The following is a 24,015-nucleotide window of genomic DNA, read 5'->3' as shown; positions in this document are numbered from 1 at the left end:
AGTCGCACACCCCATCGAACGGTCGGTTGATGCCGCATGCCACCGGAGGGTGGTTATGGGTCCGGGCGACACCCTCCGCGTGCTGATGGCGGCCCGATCCTCGAGCGCGAATTCGTGACCCGCATACGCTCAGCGGCGCGGTCGTCCGGTGGGTCCCGAAACGTCTGAGCGGGTCGGGTGGATCACGATCCACCCGACCCGCTCCGGTCGTCGACTACCGCGGCAACAGTTCGGCTTTCAGCGCTTCCAGCGTGGCACCGTCGACGCCGAGTCCGTCGGTGACGAACCGGTCGAACGATCCGAAGGACGCGGCGGCCTGGTCGAAAGCAGCGTCGAGGTATTCGGCGCGCACGCCGAGGATCGGATCGAACAGCGCCGGATCGGTGACCAGCCCCTTGGCCACCAGCCCGTCCATCGTCGACTTGTTGCTCGCGGCCAGGTTGTCGTTCGACTCCAGATAGTCCTTGTACACCTGGCCTTTCGGGACACCGAGCGCCGTCATCAAGATCGCGGTCATCCAACCGGTGCGGTCCTTGCCCGCGGTGCAATGGAACAACACCGGTCCGTTCGCGTTCACGATGTCCCGGATGGCGGCCCCGAACTGCGCGCGAGCCGCTGCGTCGGTGACCAGCCAGCGGTAGTAGTCGCGCATGATGCCCGCGGCCTTGCCGTCGCCGAACATCTGCTGCTGCACGGCGGGGCCGCCCTGCACCGCCTTGCCCACCATCAGGTAGAAGTCGTTGCCAGGGTCGTACACCGGACGCGCGAGCGCGGGAATCGACGCCGGAAGCTTGTCGGGGTTGGCCCCGGCCTCGTTCGGGCTGCGGAAATCGATCACCGCGGTGATGCCCGACGTGACCAGCTTCTGCTGGTCGGCGGCGGTGAGTTTGTCCAGGGCGTCGGTGCGGAACACCACGCCGGTACGGAGTTTGCCGTTGCCCTGGGTGGGATAGTCCCCGATGTCCCGCGCATTCGGCGCCGACGACAACTGCATGGAGCGGTCGTGCACAGTGTGCACCAGTCCGGGCCCCGCCAATGCGGTGGTGGTGGACGGGAACACGGCGATCAATGCCGCGGCGACACCGGTCAGCGCCCCGCGAACAGCACGCGAAATCGTCACTGGCTCATTCCTTCCAGAGAGTCGCGGCCCGGCGACGCCGAGCCGCCAAGTGGGCCGGAGTGTGCGACCCCGGCCACGGCTCAGGCGTCGGCGAGCAGGGTGACCGTGCCGGCCGCCCCGTCGACCCGCACCCGTTGCCCATCGGCCAGCCGGGTGCTGGCGGTCTTGGTGTCCACGACGCAGGGGATGCCGAATTCCCGGGCCACGATGGCCGCGTGTGAGGCGGAGCCGCCGATGTCGGTGACCACCGCGGCGGCGTAGGCGAACATCGCGGTGTGCCCGGTGTCGGTGACCGATGCCACCAGGATGTCGCCCGGCTCGATGTCGTCGTCCAGGGACAGGACGCGTTTCACCGTGCCTTCCACGACGCCGGGGCATACCCCGATGCCGGTCAGGCCGTCTCCGGGCGTCAACGCGTCCGCGTTCGGCAGCGGCTCCCAGTCACCTGCGATCACATCCGGCATGCGGACGCCGCGCAACCGGCTCAGCTCGGCTCGGCGGCGTGCTACCTGTTCGGTCAGATCGCCTGGCGCCCAGAGTATTTCGTCGAGCGTGAGAAAGCAGGCGTCCTCGGCCTGCTGTAGCAGCCCCTGCCGGATCAGCCGATCCGCCCGCTCCCGCACGGCGAGGCGCAGGCAGTGGGTGTACCGGACCACGGCGTCGCGGACGCGTTCGCGCGCCATCGTCGCTCCCGCCGCCATCCGTGCGGTGCGGCTGGGCGCCGGGTCGACCGGTTCCCGCTTGGGCGCGGGCATCCGAGCGGCGCGTGCGGCGGCGGTCACCAGCAGCTCCGGCCGGTCGCCGAAGGTCGGGTTGAGCAGCTCGCACTCGCCCGGTCCGCGATGTCCGATCCGCCGCAGCTCTTCCTCCAGCGCGGCGGCGAACGCCGGGGAGATCGTCCGCGCCGCGGTGACGTCGCCCGCGTGCGCCGCGTCGTGCAACGCGGTGTCGGCCCGGCACAAGGCGGCGAGCCGTTCCACCGCGAGCATGGTCCTGGCCGACTCCAAGCGCTCCAGATCGATGGGCACGGTCGCCGCTTCCTTGCCGCGGGAGTGGATGGCGGTGGCCGCGCCGGTCATCATCACCCCGATGGACGCCGCCGCCCAGGACTGATTCAGCCGATCCCGCCACAGCAGGGCGCGGGCGTGCAGTTGTTCATCGGTGAGCTCGCGAATCGCCGCGGCGCCAAGGGATTCCTGATGCGCGGCGGCATTGATGCCGTCGGTGGTCTCGCGGTAGCGCAGCGCGGTGCGCAGCACCCGGCCCGCCGCGCGCCATGTCGCGCGGGTACTGGCGAATCCCGTCGGTGTGGGTGGCTTGCCGTGCGGGGTCAGCGAGATCTCGGGCGGGATGTTGCCGTAGACGTCGCGGCGGATGCTCTGCTCGTCCCAGCCCGGCATGTTCTCCGCGGCCAGCACGCCGATGGAGGCGTTGATGTAGATGTGGTGCCCGAGCACCGTGGTGACCCGGCTCGTCCAGTGCTCCAGCGCGATGCCGTCCAGCGCGATCATGGTGCCCATCGCGGCATTGGCCAGCCGGATAGCGCCCGCTTGTAGATCCACCGTCAGCGGGGTGAGCGGTCCCGGCAGTGCCTCGGATGTATTGGTCGCGGTGTGCACCGGATAGGCCGGGTCGACGCGATCGTCGAACTCGCCCTCGAGACCTTCCGGCGCGACCGACACCAGCGCGTGTCCGTCCGAGGTGGCCGCGCGGGTGGGTATCAGGTAGCCGGGCAGCGGGATGGCGCCGGGCCGGGCGACGAACTCGTTGCCCTCGAGTCTGCGACCGGTCAGTCCGCGGACGATGTCGGCCGCCACTTCGGACGCGGTCCAGCCGCACCGGAATCCCCATTCGTCGCGTGCCACCCTCGGATCCACCTGCGGTGGCGTGCCGGCCGTCCGCCGCGACTTCCGTGTTCGGGCCGCCTGGCGGATGCGATGCGCGTCCGCAGTGGAGACCACCCCGGACGCGGCCAGTTCGACCACGCCGGTGCGCTCGGATTGCGCGGCCAGCACCAGGAAACGTTCGAAGTCGTCGGTGTGCAGCACCTGGAATCCGCCAGCTCGGCGAGAACCGAGCAGCCCGCGCAGGATTCGCCAACTCGCGCCATCGACGCGCCTGCCCGCGACCGGCGCGGTGCGCACGATCAACGCCGCCGCCCCGCTGGACCGCACGACGTCCTCGGCGATCGATTCCGACCCCGCGACCACCGGAACCACGATTCGCGCCCCGGCCGCTCGGGCCGCCGTCGCGATGGCGGCGAGCGAACCGCCCAGATGCACTACCGACGCGCAGTCGGCGGCGGCCCGTGCGCACAGCTCGGGCTCGGCCGGATCACCGGTGATCACCTCGACCCGAGGGTCGACGTACCGGTGCCGCGCGCGGTCCAGCCCGACCACGTCGTGGCCCGCGGCCAGCAGCATGCGCGCCACCGCGCGACCGGTCGGATCGGAAACTCCGGTGACCAGGACCCGCATGAAATCTTCCTCCTCGCTGGCGCCCATGCAGACGTGACGCCGTTCACACACCATCGCCATACGGCGAGCCCGCGGCCGACCACAGTCCCGATGAACGGGACCGGCGGGTCGCTCACCAAGACGGGGGGCCTGCCATCGCGACCGGCGCGGGAAGGTCGACCCATGAGTGATCGGTATTCGGTCGCGCCTCGGGAGGCCGCCGACGTGCGCGCCTACGACCTCGAGACCGATGTGCTGGTGGTCGGTTACGGATGCGCCGGAGCGGCGGCGGCATTCGAGGCGGCGGCGAGCGGCGCGCAGGTGCTGGTGCTGGACCGGATGAGCGGTCCCGGCGGCGCATCCGTCCTCTCGGGCGGTGAGATCTATCTCGGCGGCGGCACACCGATCCAGCGGGCCTGCGGATTCGACGACGACCCGGGAGCCATGGCCGCGTTCCTGTCCGCCGCGCTCGGCCCGGGGGCGGATCCGGCCAAGATCTCTCGCTACAGCGAGGACAGCGTCGCGCACTTCCACTGGCTCGCCGACCGCGGCGTGCCGTTCAAGCCCACACTGTGGGACGCGCCGACGTGGGTACCGCCGACGGATGACGGGCTGATGTGGCTGGGAGAGAACAGCAAGCCGTTCTCCGACCTCGCCGGTCCCGCGCCCCGCGGGCATCGCCCGGCCACCGCCGACTTCGGCGGCAAGCTGCTCATGGACTGTTTGGCCGAGGCAGCGCGATCCGCCGGCGCGACAGCGCTTTTCGATACCAGGGCGACCTGCCTGATCCCGGCGGCCGACGGCACCGTCGTCGGTGTGGTGGCCCGGCGGTACGGCACGGAGCTGACCATCCGGGCACGTCGCGGCGTCGTGCTGACCACCGGCGGATTCGTGGACAACGACGCCATGCTCGCCGCCCACGCACCGAAACTGCTGGGGCACACCAAGGTCAGCGCGGGCACCGACGACGGAAGCGGGATCCGGATGGCGCAGGCGCTCGGCGCGGCCGTGCGGCACATGTCCACGGGCCAGGTCGGTATCTCGCTCGTTCCCGGCCTCGCCGCGCGCGGCATGGTGGTCAACGGGCACGGGCAGCGGTTCGTCAACGAGGACACATATCCCGGCCGGATCGGCCAGGCGGCGCTGTTCCGGCACGGCATGCGGACCTGGGTCGTGCTGGACGAACGAGCCTTCGAGGAAGTGCCGGAACCACAGCGGTGGGGTGTGCAGCCGACCCATGTGGCGGAGACCGCCGAGGAACTCGCCGACCTGATGGGCGTACCGGCGGCCGCGCTGGCCGATACCGTCCGCCGGTACAACGACTTCGCCTCGCGCGGGGTGGATCCCGAGTTCGGGAAAGCGCCGCGCTGGGTGCGGCCCCTCACGCCGCCGCTCGCCGCGATCGACGTACGGGCGGGGGTGCGGCCACCGTCGGAATCCGGTGATCGCCGTGGGACCGGTGCGTCCGTGTTCACCCTCGGTGGTCTGCACACCTCGCTCGACGGCGCCGTACTCGATATCGACGGCGCTCCGATCCCCGGTCTGTTCGCCGCGGGCCGTGCCGCGAGCAACCTGCACGGCGAGGGCTACATCAGCGGCACTTCGCTCGGCGACGGCACCTTCTTCGGCCGCCGCGCAGGTACCGCCGCGGCCCGCACCAGCTGATCCGGACGGCGGGTTCCGGTCATCGGGATGGATCGGACCGGACGGCGCCGCACGGCCTAGCGTCGAAATACGGCACTACCAGGAGGACTACCGCATATGACCAACAAGGTGCTCGATCGGGTACGGGATCTGCTGCCCGCGATCCGGGAGCGAGCCGCCGACGCCGAACTGCAGCGCAGAGTGCCCGACCAGAGCATCCGGGAGCTGACCGAGGCCGGGGTGTTCCGCATGCTGCAGCCGTCCCGCTTCGGCGGCGACGAATCCTCACCGGTCGCGTTCTACGAGGTGATCCGCGCCATCGCGACCGCCTGCCCGTCCACGGCCTGGGTGTCCTCGGTGCTGGGCGCGCACCCGTGGCAACTGGCGTTGTTTCCGCTGCGGGCGCAGGAGGACGTGTGGAGCGCCGATCCGGACACGCTGGTCTCGTCGTCGTACGCGCCGACCGGCAAGCTGACACCGGTCGAGGGCGGTTTCGAGATCAGCGGTCGGTGGAGCTTCTCCTCCGGGTGCGATCACGCCCGCTGGGCCTTCCTGGGCGCGGTCGTGCCGAACGACGAAGGCGGTGCGGAGTATCTGACCGTTCTGGTGCCGCGTGCCGATTACCGCATCGAGGACGTCTGGCACGTGTCGGGGCTGTCCGGCACCGGCAGCAACGACATCGTCATCGAGAAGGCGTTCGTACCCGCCCACCGGACCTACAGCGCGAGTGAGCAGGCCGAGCTGCGCGGACCCGGGCAGGAGATCAATACCGCTGCGCTGTACCGGATTTCGTTCGGCGCGGTATTCTCCAACACCATCACCGCACCCATCATCGGCGCTGCCCAAGGCGCGTACGAAGCGCACATCGAGCGCATGCGCGAGCGGGTGCGGATCTCCTACGGCGGGCAGAAGGCCGCCGAGGATCCGTTCGCGCACGTCCGCGTCGCTCGCGCCGCCTCCGAGATCGACGCCGCCGTCCTGCAGATGGAGCGCAACATCGGCGAACAGCTGCGCTACGCCGAGGCGGGGGAGGAGATCCCCCTCGAACTGCGGGTCCGCAGCCGCCGCGACCAGGTGCGCGGCACCGAACGCGCCATCGAGGCCATCGACCTGCTGTTCGACAACTCCGGCGGTCATGCGATCCGCAAACCCAATCCGATCGAACGGCACTGGCGCGACGCGCACGCCGGGAGCGTGCACGTGATCAACGACGTGGAGCGCGCGCTGGTCCTGTACGGCCGGGACGCGTTCGGCCTGCCGGTCACGGATCGGATGATCTGATGACGCTCACCGCGGAGAACACCACGCGCCGGAGCACGACGGGCGGGCTGGAACTGCGCTACCACGAAGCGGGGTCGGGCGCGCCGCTGGTGCTGTTGCACGGCTCCGGACCGGGCGTCTCTGGATGGGCCAACTTCGGCGCCAACCTGCCGGTGCTGGCCGAGCGTTTCCGTTGTCTGATCGTGGATCAGCCGGGCTTCGGTGCCAGTGGCCGCCCGCCGGTGTACGAACGCAACTATCTGCGCATCTCCGCCGACGCGGTGCTGGGCCTGCTCGATGACCTCCACCTGGAACGGGTGCACCTGCTCGGCAATTCGATGGGTGGCGCGGTCGCGACGCTACTGGCGCTGGAACATCCCGCCCGGGTCGATCGGCTGGTGCTGATGGCGCCCGGTGGCGTCGGGGTGAACGTGCTGGGGCCCGAGCCGTCCGAAGGCATCACGCGCTTGCTGGAGTTCAGCGCCGCTCCCACCCGGGAACGGCTGCTGCCCTGGCTGCGCGCCATGGTGTCGGATCCGGCGACCCTCACCGAGGAGTTGATCGAGACCCGGTCGGCCGCCGCCTCCGATCCCGCCGCCATCGCCGCGCTGCGCGACGCGTACGCGACCTTCGCCGATCCCGCTCTCGCCGAACCGGTTCCGCTGTGGGCCCGGCTGCGCGGCCTGCGCGCCGAGACGCAGATCCTGTGGGGGCGTGACGACCGGGTGACACCGGTGGAGGCGGCGTTGTTCCCGGCACGGCAGATCCCGAACGCGGATCTGCGCGTCTTCGCCCGGTGTGGTCATTGGGTGCAGATCGAACGCAAGTCGGCGTTCGAGCGCGCGGTCGTCGATTTCCTCACCGCCGGTCTCTGACCGCCCGCCGTCCACGTCGATCACACCTCGTGATCGCGGACCCACCCCGCGATCTGGGTTCGGGAGGTGAAGCCGAGCTTGGTGAGAATGTGCTCGACGTGGGTCTCGGCGGTGCGCACCGAGATCACCAGCTCGGCGGCGATGCGTTTGTTGCTGTGCCCCGCCGCCACCAGCCGGGCGACGTCCTTCTCCCGGCGTGTGAGGACGTCCGCCGCCTGCGCCTCGACCGGAGCGGCCTGCGGCGGTCGCGCCGTGGCGGGCGCGCGTCCCAGCGCGTAATCGATCGCCTCGCTCAGCGACAGCGTCGCGCCGCTGTCGAAGATCTCCTCGAACTTCCGCTCGCCCAGTTCTTCTCGCACGCGACCACGCATCCTGTCGCCGAGTACGCCGGTGATGGCGTGGGCGAGGCGTACCGTGCTGCGCGCCAGGATCTCCGCGGCGCCGAGCAGACGGGCGGCTCGCTCGAAGTCGGCGCGCGCGACCGCCGACCACGCCAGCCCTTCGAATCCGGAGGCGAGCCAGACGCATCGGTCGAACAGGCTGAACATCTCGACGGAGCGGGCGAGATATCCGGTCGCGGCACGCTGATCGCCGCGCCGCCAATGATCCAGCCCCATCGACCACTGCGCCAGCCCGCCGAGCAGATACGGTCCGCGCTCTGTGGTGACCTTCAGCAGCCGCTCGGCGAAGGCGGTCGAGCGTTCGTCGGCGAGCACCAGCGCGCACACGAACGCGAAGGCGAGGCTGTCCATCTCCATCGCGTGATGGCCGCACTCGGCCGCCAGATGCGTGGCGGTCTCGGCCAATTCGAGCGCGCGGGCGGTGTCGCCGTCGTTGAAGGCAAGCAGCGCCGAATCGAGCATCGCCTCCGCGAGGATGTCGGGGGCATTGACCCGGCGCGCCAGGGCAACGCATTCGTCCACCAACTGGCGCGCCGACCCGCGATCGGACAGCAACGCCGCGAGCGAGGCCGCCGCGGACAGCCCGCGTGCGCGCAGCTCGGTGGGTTCGCTCGACCTCGTCAGCGCGTCGGTCAGCCAGCGATAGCCCTCGGTGAGGAAGCGATTGTGCTCCCAGAACGGCCGCAGCACCGCCGCCATCTCGAGCGCCGACTCGGGTGCGTCGGTCAGGCCGAACTGTAGCGCCGCGCGCAGATTCGCGTGCTCGCGGTTCAGTTCGCGGAACCAGACGACGTCATCGGAACTCCAATACGCGGTGCGGCCGCGCAGTGCCAGCCGCCGGTAATGATCGCGGTGGCGGCCGCGCACCTCGGGCTCCTCGCCCCGCTCGGCCAGCCGGTCGCGGGCGAACTGCCGGATCGGCTCCAGCATCGAGTACCGCCCGACATCGCCGTCGTAGCGCAGACTCAGCACCGACTTGTCGACCAGGCCGGTCAGCGCGTCGATCACCGTGCGCCCGTTCGGTGCGGGCAGGCACACGGCTTCGGCGGCGTCGATGTCGAAGCCGCCGGAGAACACCGACAGCTGCTCCCACAAGCGCTGCTCGGCCGGGATGCACAGGTCGTAGCTCCAGCGGATCGCGCCCTCGATGGTCTGCTGTCGTTCCGGCGCGAGTCGCGGTCCCGCGCTGAGCAGGCCCATGGTGTCGTCGAGCCGGGCGAGGATCTGTTCCGGAGTGAACACGCGGAACCGCAACGCGGCCAGCTCCAACGCGAGCGGAATGCCGTCCAGCCGGCGGCAGATCGCGGCCAGCGCATCGCGATTCGCGGGAGTGGCCGCGAAGCCGGGGTTGGCGGCGGCGGCCCGCTCGGCGAGCAGTCGCATCGCATCGCTGTCGGTGGTCCCCGCGTCCGGTAGCGGCAAGGGCGCGACGGGCATGACCTGTTCGCCCTGCACGCCCAGCACCTCCCGGCTGGTCGCCAGCACGCGGACCTCCGAGGTGGTGGCCACGATCCTGCCCACCAGCCGCGCGCAGGCGTCGATCAGGTGCTCGCAGTTGTCCAAGATCAGCAGCAGCCGCTTGTCCGCGAGGAACTCGGTGAGCCGCCGCAGGGGCGCCGCCGTGTCGTCGCGCAACGCGAGGGCCTCCGCGACGGTCACCGTGACCAGATCCGGGTCCTGGACGTCGGCCAGCTCGACCAGCCACACCCCGTCCGGGAACGCGCGTGCGACCGCGACGCCGACTTGGCGGGACAGCCGGGTCTTGCCGACGCCGCCCGGACCGAGCAGGGTCAGCACGCGTGTCGTGGGCAGCAGCCGCTTCGCGGCGGCGAGTTCCTCCCGGCGCCCGACGAAGCTGGTGACCTCGGCAGGGAGGTTGCCGATGGGACGCCGCGCCATGGGTGTCAACCCTAGGTACCGCGCGGGGCGCGGAAGAGCGTTCTGGACAAATTCAACTCCGATGAACGTGCCCGCGGGCCCGGCCGGCGCGGGATCGGCGGCGGCGTTCCGGTGACCGCGGACGGATCGAACCGGCGCCGCTCACCGAGCGGCGGCAGCGGCGTCGACGTCGACGTCGCTGAGCTGATGGCGCATACGGTCGCGCTTGGCGCGCAGGTACCGCACGTTGTGCTCGGTGGGACTGGTCTGCAGCGGAATCCGTCGTTCGACGGCGATGCCGTATTCGGTCAATCCCGCCTGCTTGGCCGGATTGTTGCTGAGCAAGTGGACCGACCGCACTCCCAGGTCGGCCAGGATCCGCGCCGCGGCGCCGTAGTGACGGGCGTCGACGGGCAGCCCGAGTCGCAGATTCGCGTCGACCGTGTCGGCGCCCTCGTCCTGGAGCGCGTAGGCGCGCAGCTTGTTCAGCAGTCCGACGCCGCGCCCCTCTTGTCCGCGCAGGTACACCACGACCCCACGGCCCGCGGCGGCCACTGCCCGCATGGCGGCGTCGAGCTGCTCGCCGCAGTCGCAGCGCAGCGAGCCGAACGCGTCGCCGGTGAGGCATTCCGAATGCACCCGGGTCAGTACGTCGCGCTCGCCCGGCGCGCCGAACACCAACGCGAGGTGTTCGGCGTCGTCGGTCGTGTCCCGGTAGCCGATGAGCCGGAATTCGCCGAAGCGGGTGGGCAGCCTGGTCTCGACGACGCGCACGACGCCCGGCTCCAGCCTGCGGCGATGGTCGATCAGGTCGGCGATGGAAATGATCGGGATTCCGTGCACCCTGGCCATGGTCAGCAGGTCGGGGAGCCGGGCCATCGAGCCGTCGTCGCGCACCACCTCGGCGATGACCGCGGCGGGGCGCAAGCCCGCCATCCGCACCAGGTCGACCGCGGCCTCGGTGTGCCCTTGCCGACCGAGCACGCCACGCGGGTGCGCTCGCAGGGGGAACACGTGCCCGGGGCGAGTGAAATCCCGGGGTGCGGCGCCGGGATCGGCGAGCAAGCGCATGGTGTGCGCGCGGTCGGCGGCCGATATGCCGGTGGTGATGCCCGCCGCCGCGTCGACCGAGACCGTGTACGCGGTGCCCTTCGGGTCCTGGTTGATCGCCGTCATCGGCGGCAGCTCCAGACGGTCCAGGTCGCTGCCCGTCATGGGCACGCACAGCACGCCGCTGGTGTGCCGCACCAGGAACCCGATGTTCGCCGCGGTCGCCTGCTCCGCGGCGAGCACCAGATCGCCTTCGTTCTCGCGGTCCTCGTCGTCCACGACGAGGACCATGCCGCCGTTCGCGATGGCCGCCACCGCGGCAGGCACCGAGTCCAGTTCACCGGTCATCGTCCGCCACCTCCATATGCCTAATAGAAATATGGCGGGGCCGGAACAGCCAGGTGGCGTCTCACTGAGTGAGGCGGTCGATATCCGTCAGCAGCTCGCGGGCGAAATCGCGCTCCGCCTCGTAGTGCCGCACGCACCAGCGCAGCACCAGTTCGGGATAGGCCCAGTCCGGATTCGCCTCGGCGCCCTGCGCGTCGGCCTCGGCGCGCCTGCGCATCTTCTCGGCGTACTCGATGTGCTCGGTGAGTATGTCGCGCATCCGGTCGGGTTCGGCGAGGTTGCCGAGCCATGCGCGCAGCATCACGCTGTGCTTGAGCACCGGCGCCTCCACCGGTGCGTGATTGACCCAGTTCGCCGCGGCCGCACGGCCTTCCGGCGTGATGGCGTACATCCGCTTGCCGCGCACGCCGTCCTCGTGCACCACCGTGCGGGAGCTGGCGTAGCCGTGCTTCTCGAGGCGTTTGAGTTCGGCGTAGATCTGGCTGAACGACGGGCTCCAATAGAAGAACTGCAGACTCCAGTCGGCCCATTTCTTGAGGTCGTAGCCGGAGAGTTCGTCGGCGTGCGAGAGCATGCCGAGTACGGCCCACGCGGTGGTCGGCAGGTCGGGCACCGCGGGTGTGACGCCATCGGTCATGGTCGGACTGTACCGCTCAGGCATATTCGGATTCGAACTATCGCCAGCGCGCCCGGCGCCCGAACAGCGTCCGTCCGGCCTCGTGGGAGATCTCGAGCAGCACCCGCGCCAGCTTGTCGAAGCTCATCGCCTCGGCTCGCCCGGACAGCGACAGGGCTGCGGGGGCGGTGCCGCGGCCCCGTAGGGGCGCTGCGACACAGGCGATTCCGTCCATCGCTTCCTCGCGGTCCAGCGCCACGCCCTGGCGCAGCCGGACCTGGGCCAAGGCGCGATGCAGCGCGTCGGGCTCGGTGATGGTGTGCGCGGTCCGTCGCGGCAGCCGGGAATGGAACGCGGCTTCGGCGATGGTCGGCTCGAGTGAGGCCAGCATGGCCTTGCCGAGCGCGGTGCAGTGCGCGGGCATGCGGCCGCCGAGGCGGGTCGGCAGCATCGCGGCCAAGCGCCCGCCCGCCTTGTCCAGGTACACCACCTCGCGCCCGTCGAGCACCGCCAGGTGTCCGACCATGCCGGTGCGCTGGCACAACTCGTGCAGCAGCGGGCTGACCGCGTCGCGGATCTCGTTGTGGTCGGCGGTGAGCCCACCCAGTTCCAGGGTTCGCATGCCGAGCCGGTATCCGCCGGACGTGTGGGCCAGCCACCGGAGCCGGATCATCTGGTCGAGGATCCGATGGACGGTCGAGCGCGGCAGGCCGGTGCGTTCCACCAAGCCGAGCAGCGTCAGCGTCGGGGTGGCCGCGTCGAACGCGTCCAGGATGAGGGTCATCCGCTCGATCATCGACACCGGCACCTCGGTTTCCACCCCCTTGGCGCGGGTCCGCCGCGGGACCCGGTCGGTGCGCGGCTCGCTGTCGGGCAGCAGGGTGACGGTCATTCGAACCTCCGTCGGTCACAGTCGGTCAACGTCGACCAGGCATTCGTGCTCGATCGTTTGTGTCTCCCATCACACTGACGACTTCGCAGCCGAGATGAATCGGGAGAACTACGTAGCTTCTACGGATCCGCATCTCGGTGACCGGACTCCGATCTTGACGACCCTCGGGCGAGCGCTGCTGTCATAGCTGACAGGTATATGCCTGATCGAAATAGGAGGCCCGATGGAACCGGTGCTCGAGATGGACGGATCGCCGCTGGACGTGCGCGACTTCAAAGCGGTGCTGGGTCGCTTCTGCACAGGCGTCACGGTGATCACCGCGCACGCGGAGGACGGGCCGGTCGGATTCACCTGCCAGTCGTTCTCGGCGCTGTCGCTGGAGCCGCCCGCGGTCTGCTTCTGCCCCGCGCGCACGTCCACATCGTGGCCGCGCATCCGGGCCGTGGGCCGGCTCTGCGTCAACATCCTGGCCCACGACCAGCAGGAGATCTGCCGCCGTCTCGCGCGCAGCGGCACCGACAAGTTCGCTGGGGTCGACTGGGAGCCCTCGCCCAACGGCTCGCCGCGGCTGGCCGGAGCCATGGCCTGGCTCGACTGCGAGATCGAGCAGGAGGTCGACGGCGGCGACCACACCATCGTCATCGCACGCGTCACCGCGCTGTCGGAGCATCGCGAGGCGCCTCCGCTGCTGTTCTACCGCTCCGCCTTCGGGCGGCTCGATGAGGCCTGAGCACCTCCCGGCCAGTGGGACTGCACATTTCCGGGGCGGGACGGCGAACCGAAATATCGAAGTGACAACCGTGCGCGAATCGTGGAGGAACCGATGACTACCGACACCGAGGTCCGAGTGATCGACGCGAGCGCTCCGCCCGCCCGCTACGCGCGCGGCTGGCACTGCCTGGGGCTCGCGCAGGACTTCCGGGACGGGAAACCGCATACCGTCGAGATCTTCGGCACCGAACTGGTGGTCTTCGCCGGTGCGGGCGGAGAGCTGTACGTGCTGGACGCCTATTGCAGGCACATGGGCGGGAACCTGGGGGACGGCCGGATCAAAGGCGACTCCATCGCCTGTCCTTTCCACGACTGGCGGTGGGGCGGCAATGGACGCTGCACCGGCATCCCCTACGGCCGCCGAGTTCCACCCCGGGCTCGGACCCGCTCGTGGCCGACGTTGGAGCAGAACAAGCAGCTGTTCGTGTGGAACGACCCGGAGGGAGATCCGCCCCCGGAGGAGGTCACCATCCCGCGCATCGACGGGGCGTTCAGCGACGAGTGGACCGACTGGACCTGGAACACCATGACGATCGACGGCGCGAATTGCCGCGAGGTCATCGACAACGTGGTGGACATGGCGCACTTCTTCTACGTGCACTTCGGGTTCCCGACCTACTTCAAGAACGTCTTCGAGGGTCACATCGCCAGCCAGTACATGACCTCGGTGTCGCGCGAGGACATGATGGGGGAGACCGCGAAGGCGTTGGGGGGCAAGAACGTCCTGCACTCTGATGCCTCTTACTACGGCCCGTCCTACATGATCGATCACCTGCGCAGCGAGAGTGCGGGCCTGACGGTCGAGGGCATCCTCATCAACTGCCACTACCCGGTGTCACCCACGAAATTCGTGCTGCAGTACGGCGCGATCGTGAAGAAGCCACACGGCGTGCCCGCGGAGCAGGCCGAGGAGATCGCGGCGAAGTTCGCCGGTGGCCTGGGCCGCGGCTTCGAGCAGGATGCCGCGATCTGGCAGCGCAAGACCCGCATCGACAACCCGCTGCTGTGCGAGGAGGACGGACCCGTCTACCAGCTGCGCCGCTGGTACGAGCAGTTCTACACCGACGTGGCCGACATCGATCCGAAGATGACCGACCGCTTCGAGTTCGAAGTGGACACCACCAGGGCGGTCACGGCGTGGGAGGCGGAGGTCGCCGAGAATCTCGCCGAGCAGCGCGCCGCCGCCGGAGCCTGAGCGGGGCCGCGATGGAACGGGTTACCTGCCGTATCTGCGCGACGTGTGTGCTCGTCGAGAAGTTCAGTCCGCAGCACACCAGCGTGCAGTGGAGCGCGGGCGCGGTGGCGGCGTGCGCCGAGTTCGCCGGCGCGGACAGTGCGCGGGTACGGACCTGCGTCGCGCTGCGCGACAGCATCGATGCCGCCGTCGCGGGCGGTCTCATCGACGTCAGCACCCGGGACGGGGACGTGCCGTGACAGCCGTGGAGGACCGAAGAGGAGACGCAGCAGTGGATCGAGCCCGAGCGGCCGTGGTGCCGGGGACCCGGGCCGAGGTTCCCGACGACACCGAGACCCGCCCCGGCGCATTCCTCACCCTGCGTGTGGCGCGGGTGATCCGGGAGACCCACGACGCGGTATCGCTGGAGCTGAGTCCGACCGCGGAGCAGTCGAATGCGATCGACTATCGGCCGGGCCAGTTCCTGACCCTGCGGATTCCGAGCGAGCTGACCGGCTCGGTGAGCCGCTGCTACTCGTTGTCGAGCGCGCCGCACGAAGCGGGGCCGCTGAAGGTCACGGTCAAGCGAACGCCCGACGGCTACGCGTCGAATTGGTTGTGCGACAACGCGGTCGCGGGCATGGATTTCCACGCGCTGCCGCCCGCGGGTGTCTTCACCCCGGCATCGCTGGACGAGGACGTGCTGTTGTTCGCGGCGGGCAGCGGGATCACCCCGGTGCTGTCGATCCTGAAATCGGTGCTGGCAGACGGAGCCGGGCACTGCGTGCTGATCTACGCCAACCGCGACGAGCGCTCGGTGATCTTCGCCGATGAACTCGCCGACCTGTCCGCCCGGCATCCCGGCCGCCTGGTCGTGGTGCACTGGCTGGAGAGCGTGCAAGGGCTGCCGTCGCGGCCGCAGCTCGCGGCGCTGGCCGGACCGTGGCGCGAGCGCGAGGCGTTCGTGTGCGGACCCGGCCCGTTCATGGACGCCGTCTCCGCCGCACTGATCGGGTCGGGCGCCGACCGCAAGCGCGTGCACGTCGAGAAGTTCGTGTCGCTGAACGGCGATCCGTTCGATACCGCCACGCCCGATGTCGTCGACTCCATCGACTCCGGCGACCACGCGGCGGTCGAGGTGGAACTCGACGGCGAGACGCGCGCACTTCCGTGGCCCCGCCACCAGGTCCTGCTCGACGTCCTGTTGGCCAACGGGCTGGAGGCGCCCTATTCCTGCCGCGAGGGCGCGTGCAGCGCCTGCACCTGCCGGGTCGTCTCCGGTCAGGTGGCGATGCGGCACAACGAAATTCTCGACGAGGCCGATCTGGCCGAGGGATACGTGCTGGCCTGCCAGGCGGTCCCGGTCACCGACACGGTGCAAGTCACCTATTCCTGAGGAGTACGACGAATCAATGGCTGACATCGCCTCGCTCGGCTACGTCCGAGTCGCCATCGCCGATGTGGCGGCCTGGCGCGCCTTCGCCTTCGACGTGATGGGTTTCGCGCAGGCCACCGGGCCGAATCCGGACAGTCTGTACCTGCGGATGGACGAGCACGCCTACCGTTTGGAACTGGTTCCGGCGGAACAGGACCGGGTGCTCGCCGTCGGCTGGGAGGTGCGCGACTACCGCGCGCTCGCCCGCGTGCGGCAGGCGCTGGAGCAGGCCGGTGTGACGGTCACGCCGCTCGCTCAGGAGCAGGTCGACGCACTACGCGTCGAGGAAGCCTGCACCTTCACCGACCCCGCCGGGTTCACCGTCGAGGTCTTCCACGGCCCGGTGCTCGACCACAGCCCGGTCGTCACTCCCCACGGAAACCGTTTCGTCACGGCGGGTTCAGGACTCGGCCACGTCGTGCTACCGGTGCCCGATCTCGAGGAGGCGAACCGTTTCTACTGCGAGATACTCGGATTCCTGCCGCGCGGCTCCTTCCGAGTGCCCACCCCACCCGGGGTGGGACCGGTACGCGTGCGGTTCCTCGGCGTCAACCAGCGTCACCACAGCCTCGCCTTGATCCCCGGCACCCGTCCCGACGGCCCTGGCCTGGTGCACATCATGGTCGAGGTCGACGAACTCGACGCCGTCGGCCGGGCGCTCGACCGCGTCATGCGGGCGGGTCTCCCGTTGTCGTCGACCCTCGGCAGGCACACCAACGACAAGATGATCTCCTTCTACGTCCGCACGCCCGGCGGCTGGGATCTCGAATACGGCACCGAAGGTCTGCTGGTCGACGAGTCCACTTACAGCGCGGAGGAGATCACCGCCGACAGCTACTGGGGCCACGAATGGTCACGTGGCTGATCCGGTGGCCCGGCTCGTCAGCCGCGCCTCGAGATCGAGCAGCTCGGCGCGGCGCAGTTTCCCGGCGTCGTCGCGCAGCGGGGTGTCGGTGAACCGGTAGGTGCGCGGGCATTTGTAGCGGACCAGTCGCGACTCGACGTGACCGCGAAGCCGCGCCTCATCGAGCGGGGCGTCGGTCTCGACCACGGCGTGGACGCGCCTGCCGAGGTCGTCGTCCGGCAGCCCGACGACCGCGCACCCGCGCACGCCGGGATACTCGGTGATCACGGCCTCCACCTCGGCGGGGAAGACATTGGCGCCCCCGGTGACGATCAGGTCGGTGCGGCGGTCGCTGAGATAGAGGAATCCCTCGTCGTCCACGTGGCCCAGATCGCCGAGAGAATCCCAGCCCGGCCAGCCGGCGCGGGTGCGCGGTTCGGCGCCCACGTAGCGATAGCTGGGTCCGTCGCCCTCGGCCGGGCGCATGAAGATCTCGCCGACCACGCCGGGCGGGCACGGGCGTCCGTCGGCATCCAGGACGACGAACTCGCCGAAGACGGCGCGGCCGACCGAGCCGGGGTGGGTCAGCCAGTCCCGGCCGTCGATCAGCGTCATCATCTGATTCTCGGTGCCGCCGTACATTTCGTAGATCTTCTCGGCGCCGAGCAGCTCGATCCAGGCCCGCTTGAGCCACGGCGGGCAGGGCGCAGCCATGTGCCAGAGCCGCCGGACGGAGCCGAGGTCGTAATCCGTCGGCCGATCACGCACCTCGGTGAGCATGCGCGACATCATGGTCGGCACCACGGTCAGCCAGCTGACCCGGTGGCGAGCGATCGCCCGCAACGCCGTGCGCGCCTCGAATTTCGGCAACACGACCAGGTGCTGGCCCGCCAGGAGACCGAAGAACGAGGTATTGAACGGCGCGTTGTGATAAAGCGGGCCGCTGACGAGCTGGACATCGTCCGGTCGCTGACCGAGCACCGCGTTGAGCGGCGCGACGTCGAGCAGACCCGCCTGGCCGGACACGATCAGCTTCGGACGTCCGGTCGTCCCGCCGGAAATCGGCGCCTTCCACGCGGGCGCGACCGGATAGTGGTCGAACGGCGCGTCGGAGAACTCTGCCGACAGCTCGTCCTCGTCCGGCGCCGTGGGTAGACCCGGTTCGGCGGCGCCGACCACCAGCCGCGGCCGCGCGAGCCGGAGCACGGCCGATCGCTCCGGTGCGGGAAGCCGCGGCGAGATGAGTTGCGGCACCGCGCCCAGCTTCCAGACCGCGAAGACCGTCGCGAAGTAGGACGGTTTGTTCGCCAAGGCGACGGTCACGTAATCGCCTCGGCGGACACCGAGTTCGGCGAAGTGCCTGGCTCGGCGATTGGCGGCCGACTCGAGGTCCTGCCGCGACCAAGTGTCGCCTTCGAACGTGATGGCCGCGGCGTGCGGGTCGGCGGCGGCCAGGTCGGTGAGGATCTGCCCGAGCGGCCGGGCGAGTGGATCAGGCACGGCGGGCGAACCTCGCGAGGAAGTCCGGGTCCACGATGTCGCCGTGGACTTGGACGTTGTGGCTGTGCGCGAGCTGATGCAGCGCGAAGGCCGTCTGCTGCGCCGTCGCGCGGCCCTGCGCGTCCTGTGCAGCGTTGACCGACCGCTTGGCCAGTTTCAGCGCGAACAGCGGCATGGCGGCGATCGTCGCGGCCAGCCGCATGGTGTGCTCGGTCAGTTCCGCTCGCGGGACGACCCGGTTGACCATGCCGATGCGTTCGGCGTCGGCCGCGGGGAGAGTCCCGGCGGTGAACAGCAGCTCTTTCGCCTTGCGTATGCCGAATTCCCACGGGTGGTTGAAGAACTCCACCGCGTTGGCGCCCATCGCGACGACGTTGTCGACGAACTCGGCGTCCTCGGACGCCACGATCAGATCACACGGCCAGATCAGCATCAGCCCGCCCGCGATGACCTTGCCGTGCACCTCCGCGATGGTCGGTTTGGGGATGTTGCGCCATCGCTCGCTGAACCCGGCGTAGATCTCCTCCTCGCGGGCCATGAGTCCCTCGGCGCCCGGGCTGCCGAAGCCGGCCCAGGTGCCGACCGGCGTGCGCAGACCCATGTTGGCGCGCCAGTCGTGTTCGCGCAGATCGTGTCCCGAGGAGAAGTGCGGGCCTTCGGCCGCCAGCACGACCACGTGGATGCCCTCGTCGCGGGCGGCCCGGTCGAACGCGTCGTTGAGAGCGTAGAGCAGCTCGGTGTTCTGCGCGTTGCGTGCGTCGGGACGGTTCAGGACGATCCGGGCGATCCTCGGCGTGCTGTCGTCGTAGCGGACCAGATCGCTCATCGCACACCCGCCCACAGCAGTCGCTCCGCGGCATCGGGATCGTTCGCCACGGTGACGGTGTCGGCGATCAGGCCGGTGGTCCGCCGCTGCGGCTCGTACCGCGCCCAGCCCGGATCGGCGTCGAGCACGAAAGCCCGATACATGCCGTGCAGGTTGTCGGCGACCGCGTCGGGGGCGTGCGCGCCGACCAGGGTGTGATTCTCCGGGCGGGTATGCGTTTTGAAGACGAATGGCAGGTCCACCGCGTGCGCGGCGCCGAGCCGCCCGCCGAGCCGCGGTGAGCGCCAGTCGAATCGGAAGGCCCACGCCGCGCCGCCCGCGTCGGTCTGCGCCTCGGCAAGGCGAATCGCCGGGATGCGGAAGAACCAGTCCGTGACGACCGCCGACAGCAGATCGCCCGCCGAGGCATCCGGCCGGGACACGCGATAGCGGGGAAGCGCGACGGCGGGGTCCAATCCGTATCCCGCGGCTCCGGCGGCCAGGGTCGGCTCATCGATCTGATCGATGGCGCCGGAAGCGACCAGGATGAGCCGGGCGTCCTCGGCATTGCTCCCGGCCAGGATCGCCACGTCGGTGGTCGCGCCGGAGGCGACCGCCCCCAGCGGATCGTCGACGACGATCGAACCGTCCACCACGGGCGCGAACGGCAAGGTGGTCAGCGCCAATCGTCCCCATTTCGCCGGATCCGCGGCGGTTTGCACTTCGTGCAGCACCGCCCTGACGTGTATGGACAATTCGTCGATCGGCACGTCCGCGAAGGCGTCGAGCGAGGGCTCGATGCCGATGTGCGCGGCCACGTTGTCGATCAGCAGGCGCGCCTCGTCCGGGGTGACGGTGTTGGCCGCCGCTCCGGAGTGCGCGATCAGACCGCGGAACAGGCCCCGAGCGCGCGGCACGGCGAGCAGGGTGGTGGCGAGCATGGCGCCCGCGGACTGTCCCGCGATGGTCACCCGTGCCGGGTCGCCGCCGAAGGCCGCGATGTTGTCGCGCACCCACTCCAGCGCCGCCACCACGTCCAGGATGCCGAGATTGACCGTGTCCGCGCCGAAATGCAGCCACCCTTCGCCGCCGAGGCGATAGTTGACGGCCACCACGACCACCCCGCTCGCCGCGAATGCCGTGCCGTCGTAGGTCGGCAGGGCGTTGGAGCCATTGGTGAACGCTCCGCCGTGGATCCACACCAGGACCGGGCGCGCACCCTTGGTCGAGGAGGTCCAGACGTTGAGGTTGAGCACGTCGTCGCCCGGGATCGACACTTCGGGAACGAGCCCGTCGTAAGCGGGCACGTACGGCGCGCGTGCCGCGGTCGGGCCCGGATCGGTCGCGTCCCGGACCGTGGCCCACGCTTGCGGCGGCACCGGTGGAAGGAACCGATGCTTCCCCACCGGGGCGGCGGCGAAAGGGATACCGAGGAATTCGTGCACCGACCCACGGGTGCGTCCGCGCACCGGTCCGTATCGGGTTTGGACGGTTTGCCACATATCTGACATTCGTTTCATCCTTGTTCGGAATTCAGCACATGTTGCAATCAAGCCCTACGGGATCTCGCTGGTCAATAGCATCGTCGTGACCAATTAGTAACACATGTGCAACATAATGACTCTCTGTTGCATCACCGGTACGCTGGCCCGCATGGCATCTCGAACGCCTCTGCAGCGGGCGCTGGGGGACGTCGCGCAGCGGCGGCCCGAACCGATGGACGCTTTCCGTCTGGCGAAGCGAAAGTTCCTGCGCGGCGAGCGACTCGACGTCGGCCAGCTCGCGACCGAACTCGCGGTCAGCCGGGTGACGCTGTACCGCTGGGTCGGCAGCCGCGACCAGTTGTTGATGGAGGTCATCTGGTCGCTCACCGAGGCGACACTGCGCGACGAGTGGGAGCGGGTACGAGACGAGCCGGGCGCTCGGGTGCCCGCGCTGCTCGCCGCCTATCTCCGAGCGGTACTGGCGCAACCGGGAGCGCGGAAGTTCGTGTTGGAGGAGAACGAGCGTGCCATGAAGCTGCTCACCTTGGCGGGCAACGGGTTCCAGCCGCGCCTTGTGAAAGCCGTGGCCCGGTATCTCGCGCGCGATCTCGAGGACGAGCGCATCGCCACGACGCTGACCCTCGACGAGCTGGCCTACGCCAGCGTCCGGATCGCCGAGTCGTTCCACTACCTGCCGACGATCGCCGGGGCGCCCCCCGACCCGGACGGGGCGGAACGGGTCTTGAGCTCCCTGCTGCACAAAGGGCCGGGGTGACCAGCGGGCTCGCGCTCGATCACCTCCCTGTGCATAGACTGTCGGATCGAGGAGGAAGGACGCTGATGAAGCGAAAGCTGAACTGCCCCTGCGGAGAACTGATCGTCGGAACCGACGAGGATGATCTCGTGGCGAAGACGCAAGCCCATCTGGCCGAGAAGCATCCCGGCCACGACTACTCACGCGACGAGATCCTGTTCATCGCGTACTGACGAACAGCTGCGTGGAGGCCGCCGAGCAACCGCGGCGCATCACGGGCGGGGGCGCAAGCCTTCGATCATGTGTGTGGTCGTCTCGTCCACCAATTCGTCGGCGGTCTCGGCGGCGATCACGCCCGAGCCGACGAAGGTGGCCAGACCTTGTAGCGCGGCGACCGCGGACAGCGCGATCCGGCGCGGGTCGCCGTCGATCACCTCCCCCCGCTTCTGTGCTTCGGTGATGAGCGCGACCGGCGTCGCGAACGCCGCGTCGACGGCCCGGGACATCGCATCGCCCGCGGCGGGGCTGTGCCTGCGCGCGAACATCAACGCGACGAGCGCCGAGTTCTCGGTCGCGAAATGGAGATAGGTGCGGGCCAGGGCGCGGATGTGCCCATCGGCCGAGTCGGCGGCCGCGGTCTGTGCCAAGGCGGCGGCGAGGCGTTGGAAGCCGGACACCGCGATGGCATCCAGTAGCGCCTGCTTGTCCTTGAAATGCCGGGTCGGAGCGGCGTGACTGACTCCGACGTCACGCGCAAGTCGGCGTAGCGACAAGCCGTCGACGCCGGACTCGCGCAGCGTGGCCTCGGCCCGCTGCAACAACTCGGCGCGCAGGTCGCCGTGGTGATAGGACCGGCTTCGAGTGATCGGCATGGTGTAGGCAGGATAACAAAATGTAGTCATTGCCTACTTTGTAGGCGGTGACTACATTGACTCGCATGACGGTTCGGACCTTCACCGCCCCGATCGCAGTGCTGACGGTCTTCGCGGCGCTGCTCGCCACCATGTATCTCGGCTACGCCAGCAATACCGAGAAGAACCTGCACGACTTCCCGGTGGCCCTGGTGAATCAGGACGTCGGCGACACGCTCGACGGCAAACCCGCCAATTTCGGCGCCCAGGTCAGCGACGCGCTGGTCGCGGGCATCCCGGCGGAGAAAATCGACCTGCGCGTCGTCGGTATCGCCGAAGCGCGCAAACAATTGCAGAACGGTGAGGTCTACGGCGCGATCGTGATCCCGTCCGACTTCACCAAGCGGCTCGCCATCCTCGGCGCCGCCGCCGTGGTGCCCGGTGCGGTCGAGCGCCCGGTGATCACCATCCACACCAACCCGCGAATCGGCCCCTACACCACCGGCATCATGCAGCGCATCGCCGACCGCGCGTTGCGTCAGGTGGACGAGACCGTCGGCAAGAGCCTGACCGATCGGGTGAACGCCGCCCTCGCCGCCGGGCCAGGCGCGCCGGTCGAGCCCAGCGGGGCCGCCCGGCTGATGCTCACCGATCCCGTGCAGATCGTCACCGCGCCCTACCGGCCGATGGACGACGGCGCCGGGCAGGGCCTCGTCGCGTTCTTCTACACCTTGATCCTGCTGCTGGCGGGCTTCACCGGCGCCATGATCATCCACACGCTCGTCGACTCGGTGCTCGGTTTCACGCCCACCGAATACGGCCCGTGGTTCGTGCACCCGCCGTCCACCGGCATCTCCCGGTTCCGCACGCTGCTGATGAAATGGGCGGTCATCGTCACCGCGGCTCCGGTTCTGTCGGGGATATTCCTCGGGGTCGCCTCGGCATTCAATGTCCCACTGGGCAGTCCGCTGCTGTTGTGGCTCTACGGAACACTGGCCATCGTCGCGGTCGGAGTGACCGCGCTCGCCGTGCTCGCCACCTTCGGCACCGCGGGGCTGCTGGTCAATCTGATCCTGTTCGTCGTCCTGGGCCTGCCCTCGTCGGCCGCCACGGTCCCGCTGGAGGCGACGCCCGCCTACATCGCGAACCTGGCCGCCTTCGAACCGATGCACCAGATCTACCTCGCCGTTCGCGCCATCCTGTTCTTCGACGCCCACGCCGAAGCCGGTTTCGGCCAGGGCTTGTGGATGACGGTGCTCGGCCTCGGGATCGGCCTGCTGCTCGGTGTGACCGCGACCTACGCCTATGACCGCCGCGGCCTGCACCGGGCTTCGGCTCCGACCGAGAACGCGCCGGTCATCGCGGTACCCGCCCTAGCTCGATGAAAGCGCGCCGCGCGGTGGTCAGCGTGGGCTACCGCGCGGTGTGAACCTCCCCGGCTCCTTGATCAGTAGAAGATCGAGCGTCGTGCGGATACCGGGCTGGGCGGCCACCACCGTCAGTGGTCACCGGCCGCCAGCAGCGCGTCCAGCTTCTCCGGGTCGACGCCGAAACCGGCGAGGCGGTTCAGCGGGATGGAGCACCCGGCCCACGAATACTTCCGCGACCGCTACCGCACTGCCCGGGACGCTCTCACCCGCGCCATCGCCGACCTTCGCGAATCCGGCCGCGTACCGGCCGATCTGGATCCCGACCGCTTCGCCGTCCTCGACGGCCTGCAGACGCAGTGGCTGTACGACCCGGCCGTGGACATGGCCGATCACGTGGCGTACCTGTGGGAGCTGATCGAGCGCTCCGCGACGTCGTAGTATCGAGCTTGGTAGTCCGCCCCGGCCGTCCATCGTCGAGCCGGGCGGC

General features: G+C 69.6%; 22 protein-coding genes. 12 read left to right on the top strand and 10 right to left on the bottom strand.

Annotated elements, in window-relative coordinates:
• Nucleotides 1–214 precede the first annotated feature (214 nt).
• The gene (locus ACFV2O_RS23845) at nucleotides 215–1,120 is read right to left on the bottom strand and encodes a tyrosine-protein phosphatase (RefSeq protein ID WP_379253715.1); all 906 of its coding nucleotides are present in this window, start codon (nucleotides 1,118–1,120) and stop codon (nucleotides 215–217) included.
• 80 nt (nucleotides 1,121–1,200) lie between these two features.
• Entirely contained in the window at nucleotides 1,201–3,597 is a 2,397-nt protein-coding gene (locus ACFV2O_RS23840; RefSeq protein WP_379253714.1) for a PEP-utilizing enzyme, read from the bottom strand.
• A 162-nt stretch (nucleotides 3,598–3,759) separates the two neighbouring features.
• Here ACFV2O_RS23840 and ACFV2O_RS23835 point away from each other — a divergent pair, with 162 nt between their 5' ends.
• From ACFV2O_RS23835 to ACFV2O_RS23825, 3 genes are all read left to right on the top strand, one after another.
• The gene (locus ACFV2O_RS23835; protein WP_379253713.1) at nucleotides 3,760–5,241 is read left to right on the top strand and encodes an FAD-dependent oxidoreductase; all 1,482 of its coding nucleotides are present in this window, start codon (nucleotides 3,760–3,762) and stop codon (nucleotides 5,239–5,241) included.
• 96 nt (nucleotides 5,242–5,337) lie between these two features.
• Nucleotides 5,338–6,501, top strand: coding sequence for a 3-hydroxy-9,10-secoandrosta-1,3,5(10)-triene-9,17-dione monooxygenase oxygenase subunit (gene hsaA / locus ACFV2O_RS23830; protein ID WP_379253712.1), 1,164 nt, complete (start codon nucleotides 5,338–5,340; stop codon nucleotides 6,499–6,501).
• Nucleotides 6,501–7,355: an alpha/beta fold hydrolase gene (locus ACFV2O_RS23825; RefSeq protein WP_379253711.1), complete on the top strand. Its 855-nt coding sequence runs from the start codon at nucleotides 6,501–6,503 to the stop codon at nucleotides 7,353–7,355. The genes hsaA and ACFV2O_RS23825 overlap by 1 nt, the downstream gene beginning before the upstream one ends.
• Nucleotides 7,356–7,375: 20 nt before the next feature.
• Here ACFV2O_RS23825 and ACFV2O_RS23820 read toward each other — a convergent pair whose 3' ends face one another.
• The 4 genes from ACFV2O_RS23820 to ACFV2O_RS23805 all read right to left on the bottom strand — a co-directional run bounded on the left by ACFV2O_RS23820 (nucleotide 7,376) and on the right by ACFV2O_RS23805 (nucleotide 12,540).
• A complete protein-coding gene (locus ACFV2O_RS23820; RefSeq protein ID WP_379253710.1) occupies nucleotides 7,376–9,655 on the bottom strand; it encodes a LuxR C-terminal-related transcriptional regulator in 2,280 nt (759 codons plus the stop codon).
• A 141-nt stretch (nucleotides 9,656–9,796) separates the two neighbouring features.
• Entirely contained in the window at nucleotides 9,797–11,032 is a 1,236-nt protein-coding gene (locus ACFV2O_RS23815; protein WP_379253709.1) for a bifunctional 3,4-dihydroxy-2-butanone-4-phosphate synthase/GTP cyclohydrolase II, read from the bottom strand.
• 61 nt (nucleotides 11,033–11,093) lie between these two features.
• Nucleotides 11,094–11,669, bottom strand: coding sequence for a PadR family transcriptional regulator (locus tag ACFV2O_RS23810; protein WP_379253708.1), 576 nt, complete (start codon nucleotides 11,667–11,669; stop codon nucleotides 11,094–11,096).
• A 37-nt stretch (nucleotides 11,670–11,706) separates the two neighbouring features.
• Nucleotides 11,707–12,540 carry an IclR family transcriptional regulator gene (locus tag ACFV2O_RS23805; protein WP_379253707.1) on the bottom strand — a complete coding sequence of 278 codons (834 nt, stop codon included), beginning with the start codon at nucleotides 12,538–12,540 and terminating at the stop codon, nucleotides 11,707–11,709.
• A gap of 223 nt (nucleotides 12,541–12,763) precedes the next feature.
• Between ACFV2O_RS23805 and ACFV2O_RS23800 the strand changes: the two genes are divergently transcribed.
• From ACFV2O_RS23800 to ACFV2O_RS23780, 5 genes are all read left to right on the top strand, one after another.
• Complete coding sequence (locus ACFV2O_RS23800; protein ID WP_364436753.1) at nucleotides 12,764–13,270, top strand: flavin reductase family protein; 507 nt, start codon at nucleotides 12,764–12,766, stop codon at nucleotides 13,268–13,270.
• A 93-nt stretch (nucleotides 13,271–13,363) separates the two neighbouring features.
• Complete coding sequence (locus ACFV2O_RS23795; protein WP_379253706.1) at nucleotides 13,364–14,506, top strand: Rieske 2Fe-2S domain-containing protein; 1,143 nt, start codon at nucleotides 13,364–13,366, stop codon at nucleotides 14,504–14,506.
• An 11-nt stretch (nucleotides 14,507–14,517) separates the two neighbouring features.
• Nucleotides 14,518–14,745, top strand: a complete 228-nt coding sequence (locus ACFV2O_RS23790) for a hypothetical protein (RefSeq protein WP_355075456.1) — start codon at nucleotides 14,518–14,520, stop codon at nucleotides 14,743–14,745.
• A gap of 56 nt (nucleotides 14,746–14,801) precedes the next feature.
• Nucleotides 14,802–15,881 (top strand): 2Fe-2S iron-sulfur cluster-binding protein, encoded by a 1,080-nt coding sequence (locus tag ACFV2O_RS23785; RefSeq protein ID WP_379253876.1) that lies wholly within the window; start codon nucleotides 14,802–14,804, stop codon nucleotides 15,879–15,881.
• 16 nt (nucleotides 15,882–15,897) lie between these two features.
• The gene (locus ACFV2O_RS23780) at nucleotides 15,898–16,785 is read left to right on the top strand and encodes a VOC family protein (RefSeq protein WP_379253705.1); all 888 of its coding nucleotides are present in this window, start codon (nucleotides 15,898–15,900) and stop codon (nucleotides 16,783–16,785) included.
• Here ACFV2O_RS23780 and ACFV2O_RS23775 read toward each other — a convergent pair.
• The 3 genes from ACFV2O_RS23775 to ACFV2O_RS23765 are packed head-to-tail and all read right to left on the bottom strand — an operon-like array spanning nucleotide 16,774 to nucleotide 20,580.
• Nucleotides 16,774–18,264: an AMP-binding protein gene (locus ACFV2O_RS23775; protein ID WP_379253704.1), complete on the bottom strand. Its 1,491-nt coding sequence runs from the start codon at nucleotides 18,262–18,264 to the stop codon at nucleotides 16,774–16,776. The two genes, ACFV2O_RS23780 and ACFV2O_RS23775, sit on opposite strands and share 12 nt — an antisense overlap.
• The gene (locus ACFV2O_RS23770) at nucleotides 18,257–19,090 is read right to left on the bottom strand and encodes an enoyl-CoA hydratase (RefSeq protein ID WP_379253703.1); all 834 of its coding nucleotides are present in this window, start codon (nucleotides 19,088–19,090) and stop codon (nucleotides 18,257–18,259) included. The genes ACFV2O_RS23775 and ACFV2O_RS23770 overlap by 8 nt, the downstream gene beginning before the upstream one ends.
• Complete coding sequence (locus tag ACFV2O_RS23765; RefSeq protein ID WP_379253702.1) at nucleotides 19,087–20,580, bottom strand: carboxylesterase/lipase family protein; 1,494 nt, start codon at nucleotides 20,578–20,580, stop codon at nucleotides 19,087–19,089. The genes ACFV2O_RS23770 and ACFV2O_RS23765 overlap by 4 nt, the downstream gene beginning before the upstream one ends.
• A 142-nt stretch (nucleotides 20,581–20,722) precedes the next feature.
• On the opposite strand from ACFV2O_RS23765, the gene ACFV2O_RS23760 reads away from it, so the two are divergent.
• The gene (locus ACFV2O_RS23760) at nucleotides 20,723–21,328 is read left to right on the top strand and encodes a QsdR family transcriptional regulator (protein ID WP_379253701.1); all 606 of its coding nucleotides are present in this window, start codon (nucleotides 20,723–20,725) and stop codon (nucleotides 21,326–21,328) included.
• 65 nt (nucleotides 21,329–21,393) lie between these two features.
• Nucleotides 21,394–21,540: a DUF1059 domain-containing protein gene (locus ACFV2O_RS23755; RefSeq protein WP_379253700.1), complete on the top strand. Its 147-nt coding sequence runs from the start codon at nucleotides 21,394–21,396 to the stop codon at nucleotides 21,538–21,540.
• 39 nt (nucleotides 21,541–21,579) lie between these two features.
• Here ACFV2O_RS23755 and ACFV2O_RS23750 read toward each other — a convergent pair whose 3' ends face one another.
• Nucleotides 21,580–22,179, bottom strand: coding sequence for a TetR/AcrR family transcriptional regulator (locus ACFV2O_RS23750; RefSeq protein ID WP_355075468.1), 600 nt, complete (start codon nucleotides 22,177–22,179; stop codon nucleotides 21,580–21,582).
• Between the two features lie 65 nt (nucleotides 22,180–22,244).
• Between ACFV2O_RS23750 and ACFV2O_RS23745 the strand changes: the two genes are divergently transcribed.
• Nucleotides 22,245–23,543: a DUF3533 domain-containing protein gene (locus ACFV2O_RS23745; RefSeq protein ID WP_379253699.1), complete on the top strand. Its 1,299-nt coding sequence runs from the start codon at nucleotides 22,245–22,247 to the stop codon at nucleotides 23,541–23,543.
• 189 nt (nucleotides 23,544–23,732) lie between these two features.
• Nucleotides 23,733–23,966 carry a hypothetical protein gene (locus ACFV2O_RS23740; RefSeq protein ID WP_379253698.1) on the top strand — a complete coding sequence of 78 codons (234 nt, stop codon included), beginning with the start codon at nucleotides 23,733–23,735 and terminating at the stop codon, nucleotides 23,964–23,966.
• Nucleotides 23,967–24,015: the final 49 nt, after the last annotated feature.

The organism is Nocardia sp. NPDC059691 (assembly GCF_042733915.1).
Classification (GTDB): Bacteria; Actinomycetota; Actinomycetes; order Mycobacteriales; family Mycobacteriaceae; genus Nocardia; species Nocardia sichangensis.
Note: the sequence above shows the minus strand (reverse complement) of the source record. Positions and strands in the feature narration are given on the sequence as shown.

Coding starts and splice junctions, on each gene's coding strand:
- ACFV2O_RS23840 (WP_379253714.1), bottom strand. CDS start 3,597: ATGCGGGTCCTGGTCACCGGAGTTTCCGATCCGACCGGTCGCGCGGTG.
- ACFV2O_RS23835 (WP_379253713.1), top strand. CDS start 3,760: ATGAGTGATCGGTATTCGGTCGCGCCTCGGGAGGCCGCCGACGTGCGC.
- hsaA (WP_379253712.1), top strand. CDS start 5,338: ATGACCAACAAGGTGCTCGATCGGGTACGGGATCTGCTGCCCGCGATC.
- ACFV2O_RS23825 (WP_379253711.1), top strand. CDS start 6,501: ATGACGCTCACCGCGGAGAACACCACGCGCCGGAGCACGACGGGCGGG.
- ACFV2O_RS23820 (WP_379253710.1), bottom strand. CDS start 9,655: ATGGCGCGGCGTCCCATCGGCAACCTCCCTGCCGAGGTCACCAGCTTC.
- ACFV2O_RS23815 (WP_379253709.1), bottom strand. CDS start 11,032: ATGACCGGTGAACTGGACTCGGTGCCTGCCGCGGTGGCGGCCATCGCG.
- ACFV2O_RS23810 (WP_379253708.1), bottom strand. CDS start 11,669: ATGACCGATGGCGTCACACCCGCGGTGCCCGACCTGCCGACCACCGCG.
- ACFV2O_RS23805 (WP_379253707.1), bottom strand. CDS start 12,540: ATGACCGTCACCCTGCTGCCCGACAGCGAGCCGCGCACCGACCGGGTC.
- ACFV2O_RS23800 (WP_364436753.1), top strand. CDS start 12,764: ATGGAACCGGTGCTCGAGATGGACGGATCGCCGCTGGACGTGCGCGAC.
- ACFV2O_RS23795 (WP_379253706.1), top strand. CDS start 13,364: ATGACTACCGACACCGAGGTCCGAGTGATCGACGCGAGCGCTCCGCCC.
- ACFV2O_RS23790 (WP_355075456.1), top strand. CDS start 14,518: ATGGAACGGGTTACCTGCCGTATCTGCGCGACGTGTGTGCTCGTCGAG.
- ACFV2O_RS23780 (WP_379253705.1), top strand. CDS start 15,898: ATGGCTGACATCGCCTCGCTCGGCTACGTCCGAGTCGCCATCGCCGAT.
- ACFV2O_RS23770 (WP_379253703.1), bottom strand. CDS start 19,090: ATGAGCGATCTGGTCCGCTACGACGACAGCACGCCGAGGATCGCCCGG.
- ACFV2O_RS23765 (WP_379253702.1), bottom strand. CDS start 20,580: ATGTCAGATATGTGGCAAACCGTCCAAACCCGATACGGACCGGTGCGC.
- ACFV2O_RS23760 (WP_379253701.1), top strand. CDS start 20,723: ATGGCATCTCGAACGCCTCTGCAGCGGGCGCTGGGGGACGTCGCGCAG.
- ACFV2O_RS23755 (WP_379253700.1), top strand. CDS start 21,394: ATGAAGCGAAAGCTGAACTGCCCCTGCGGAGAACTGATCGTCGGAACC.
- ACFV2O_RS23750 (WP_355075468.1), bottom strand. CDS start 22,179: ATGCCGATCACTCGAAGCCGGTCCTATCACCACGGCGACCTGCGCGCC.
- ACFV2O_RS23745 (WP_379253699.1), top strand. CDS start 22,245: ATGACGGTTCGGACCTTCACCGCCCCGATCGCAGTGCTGACGGTCTTC.
- ACFV2O_RS23740 (WP_379253698.1), top strand. CDS start 23,733: ATGGAGCACCCGGCCCACGAATACTTCCGCGACCGCTACCGCACTGCC.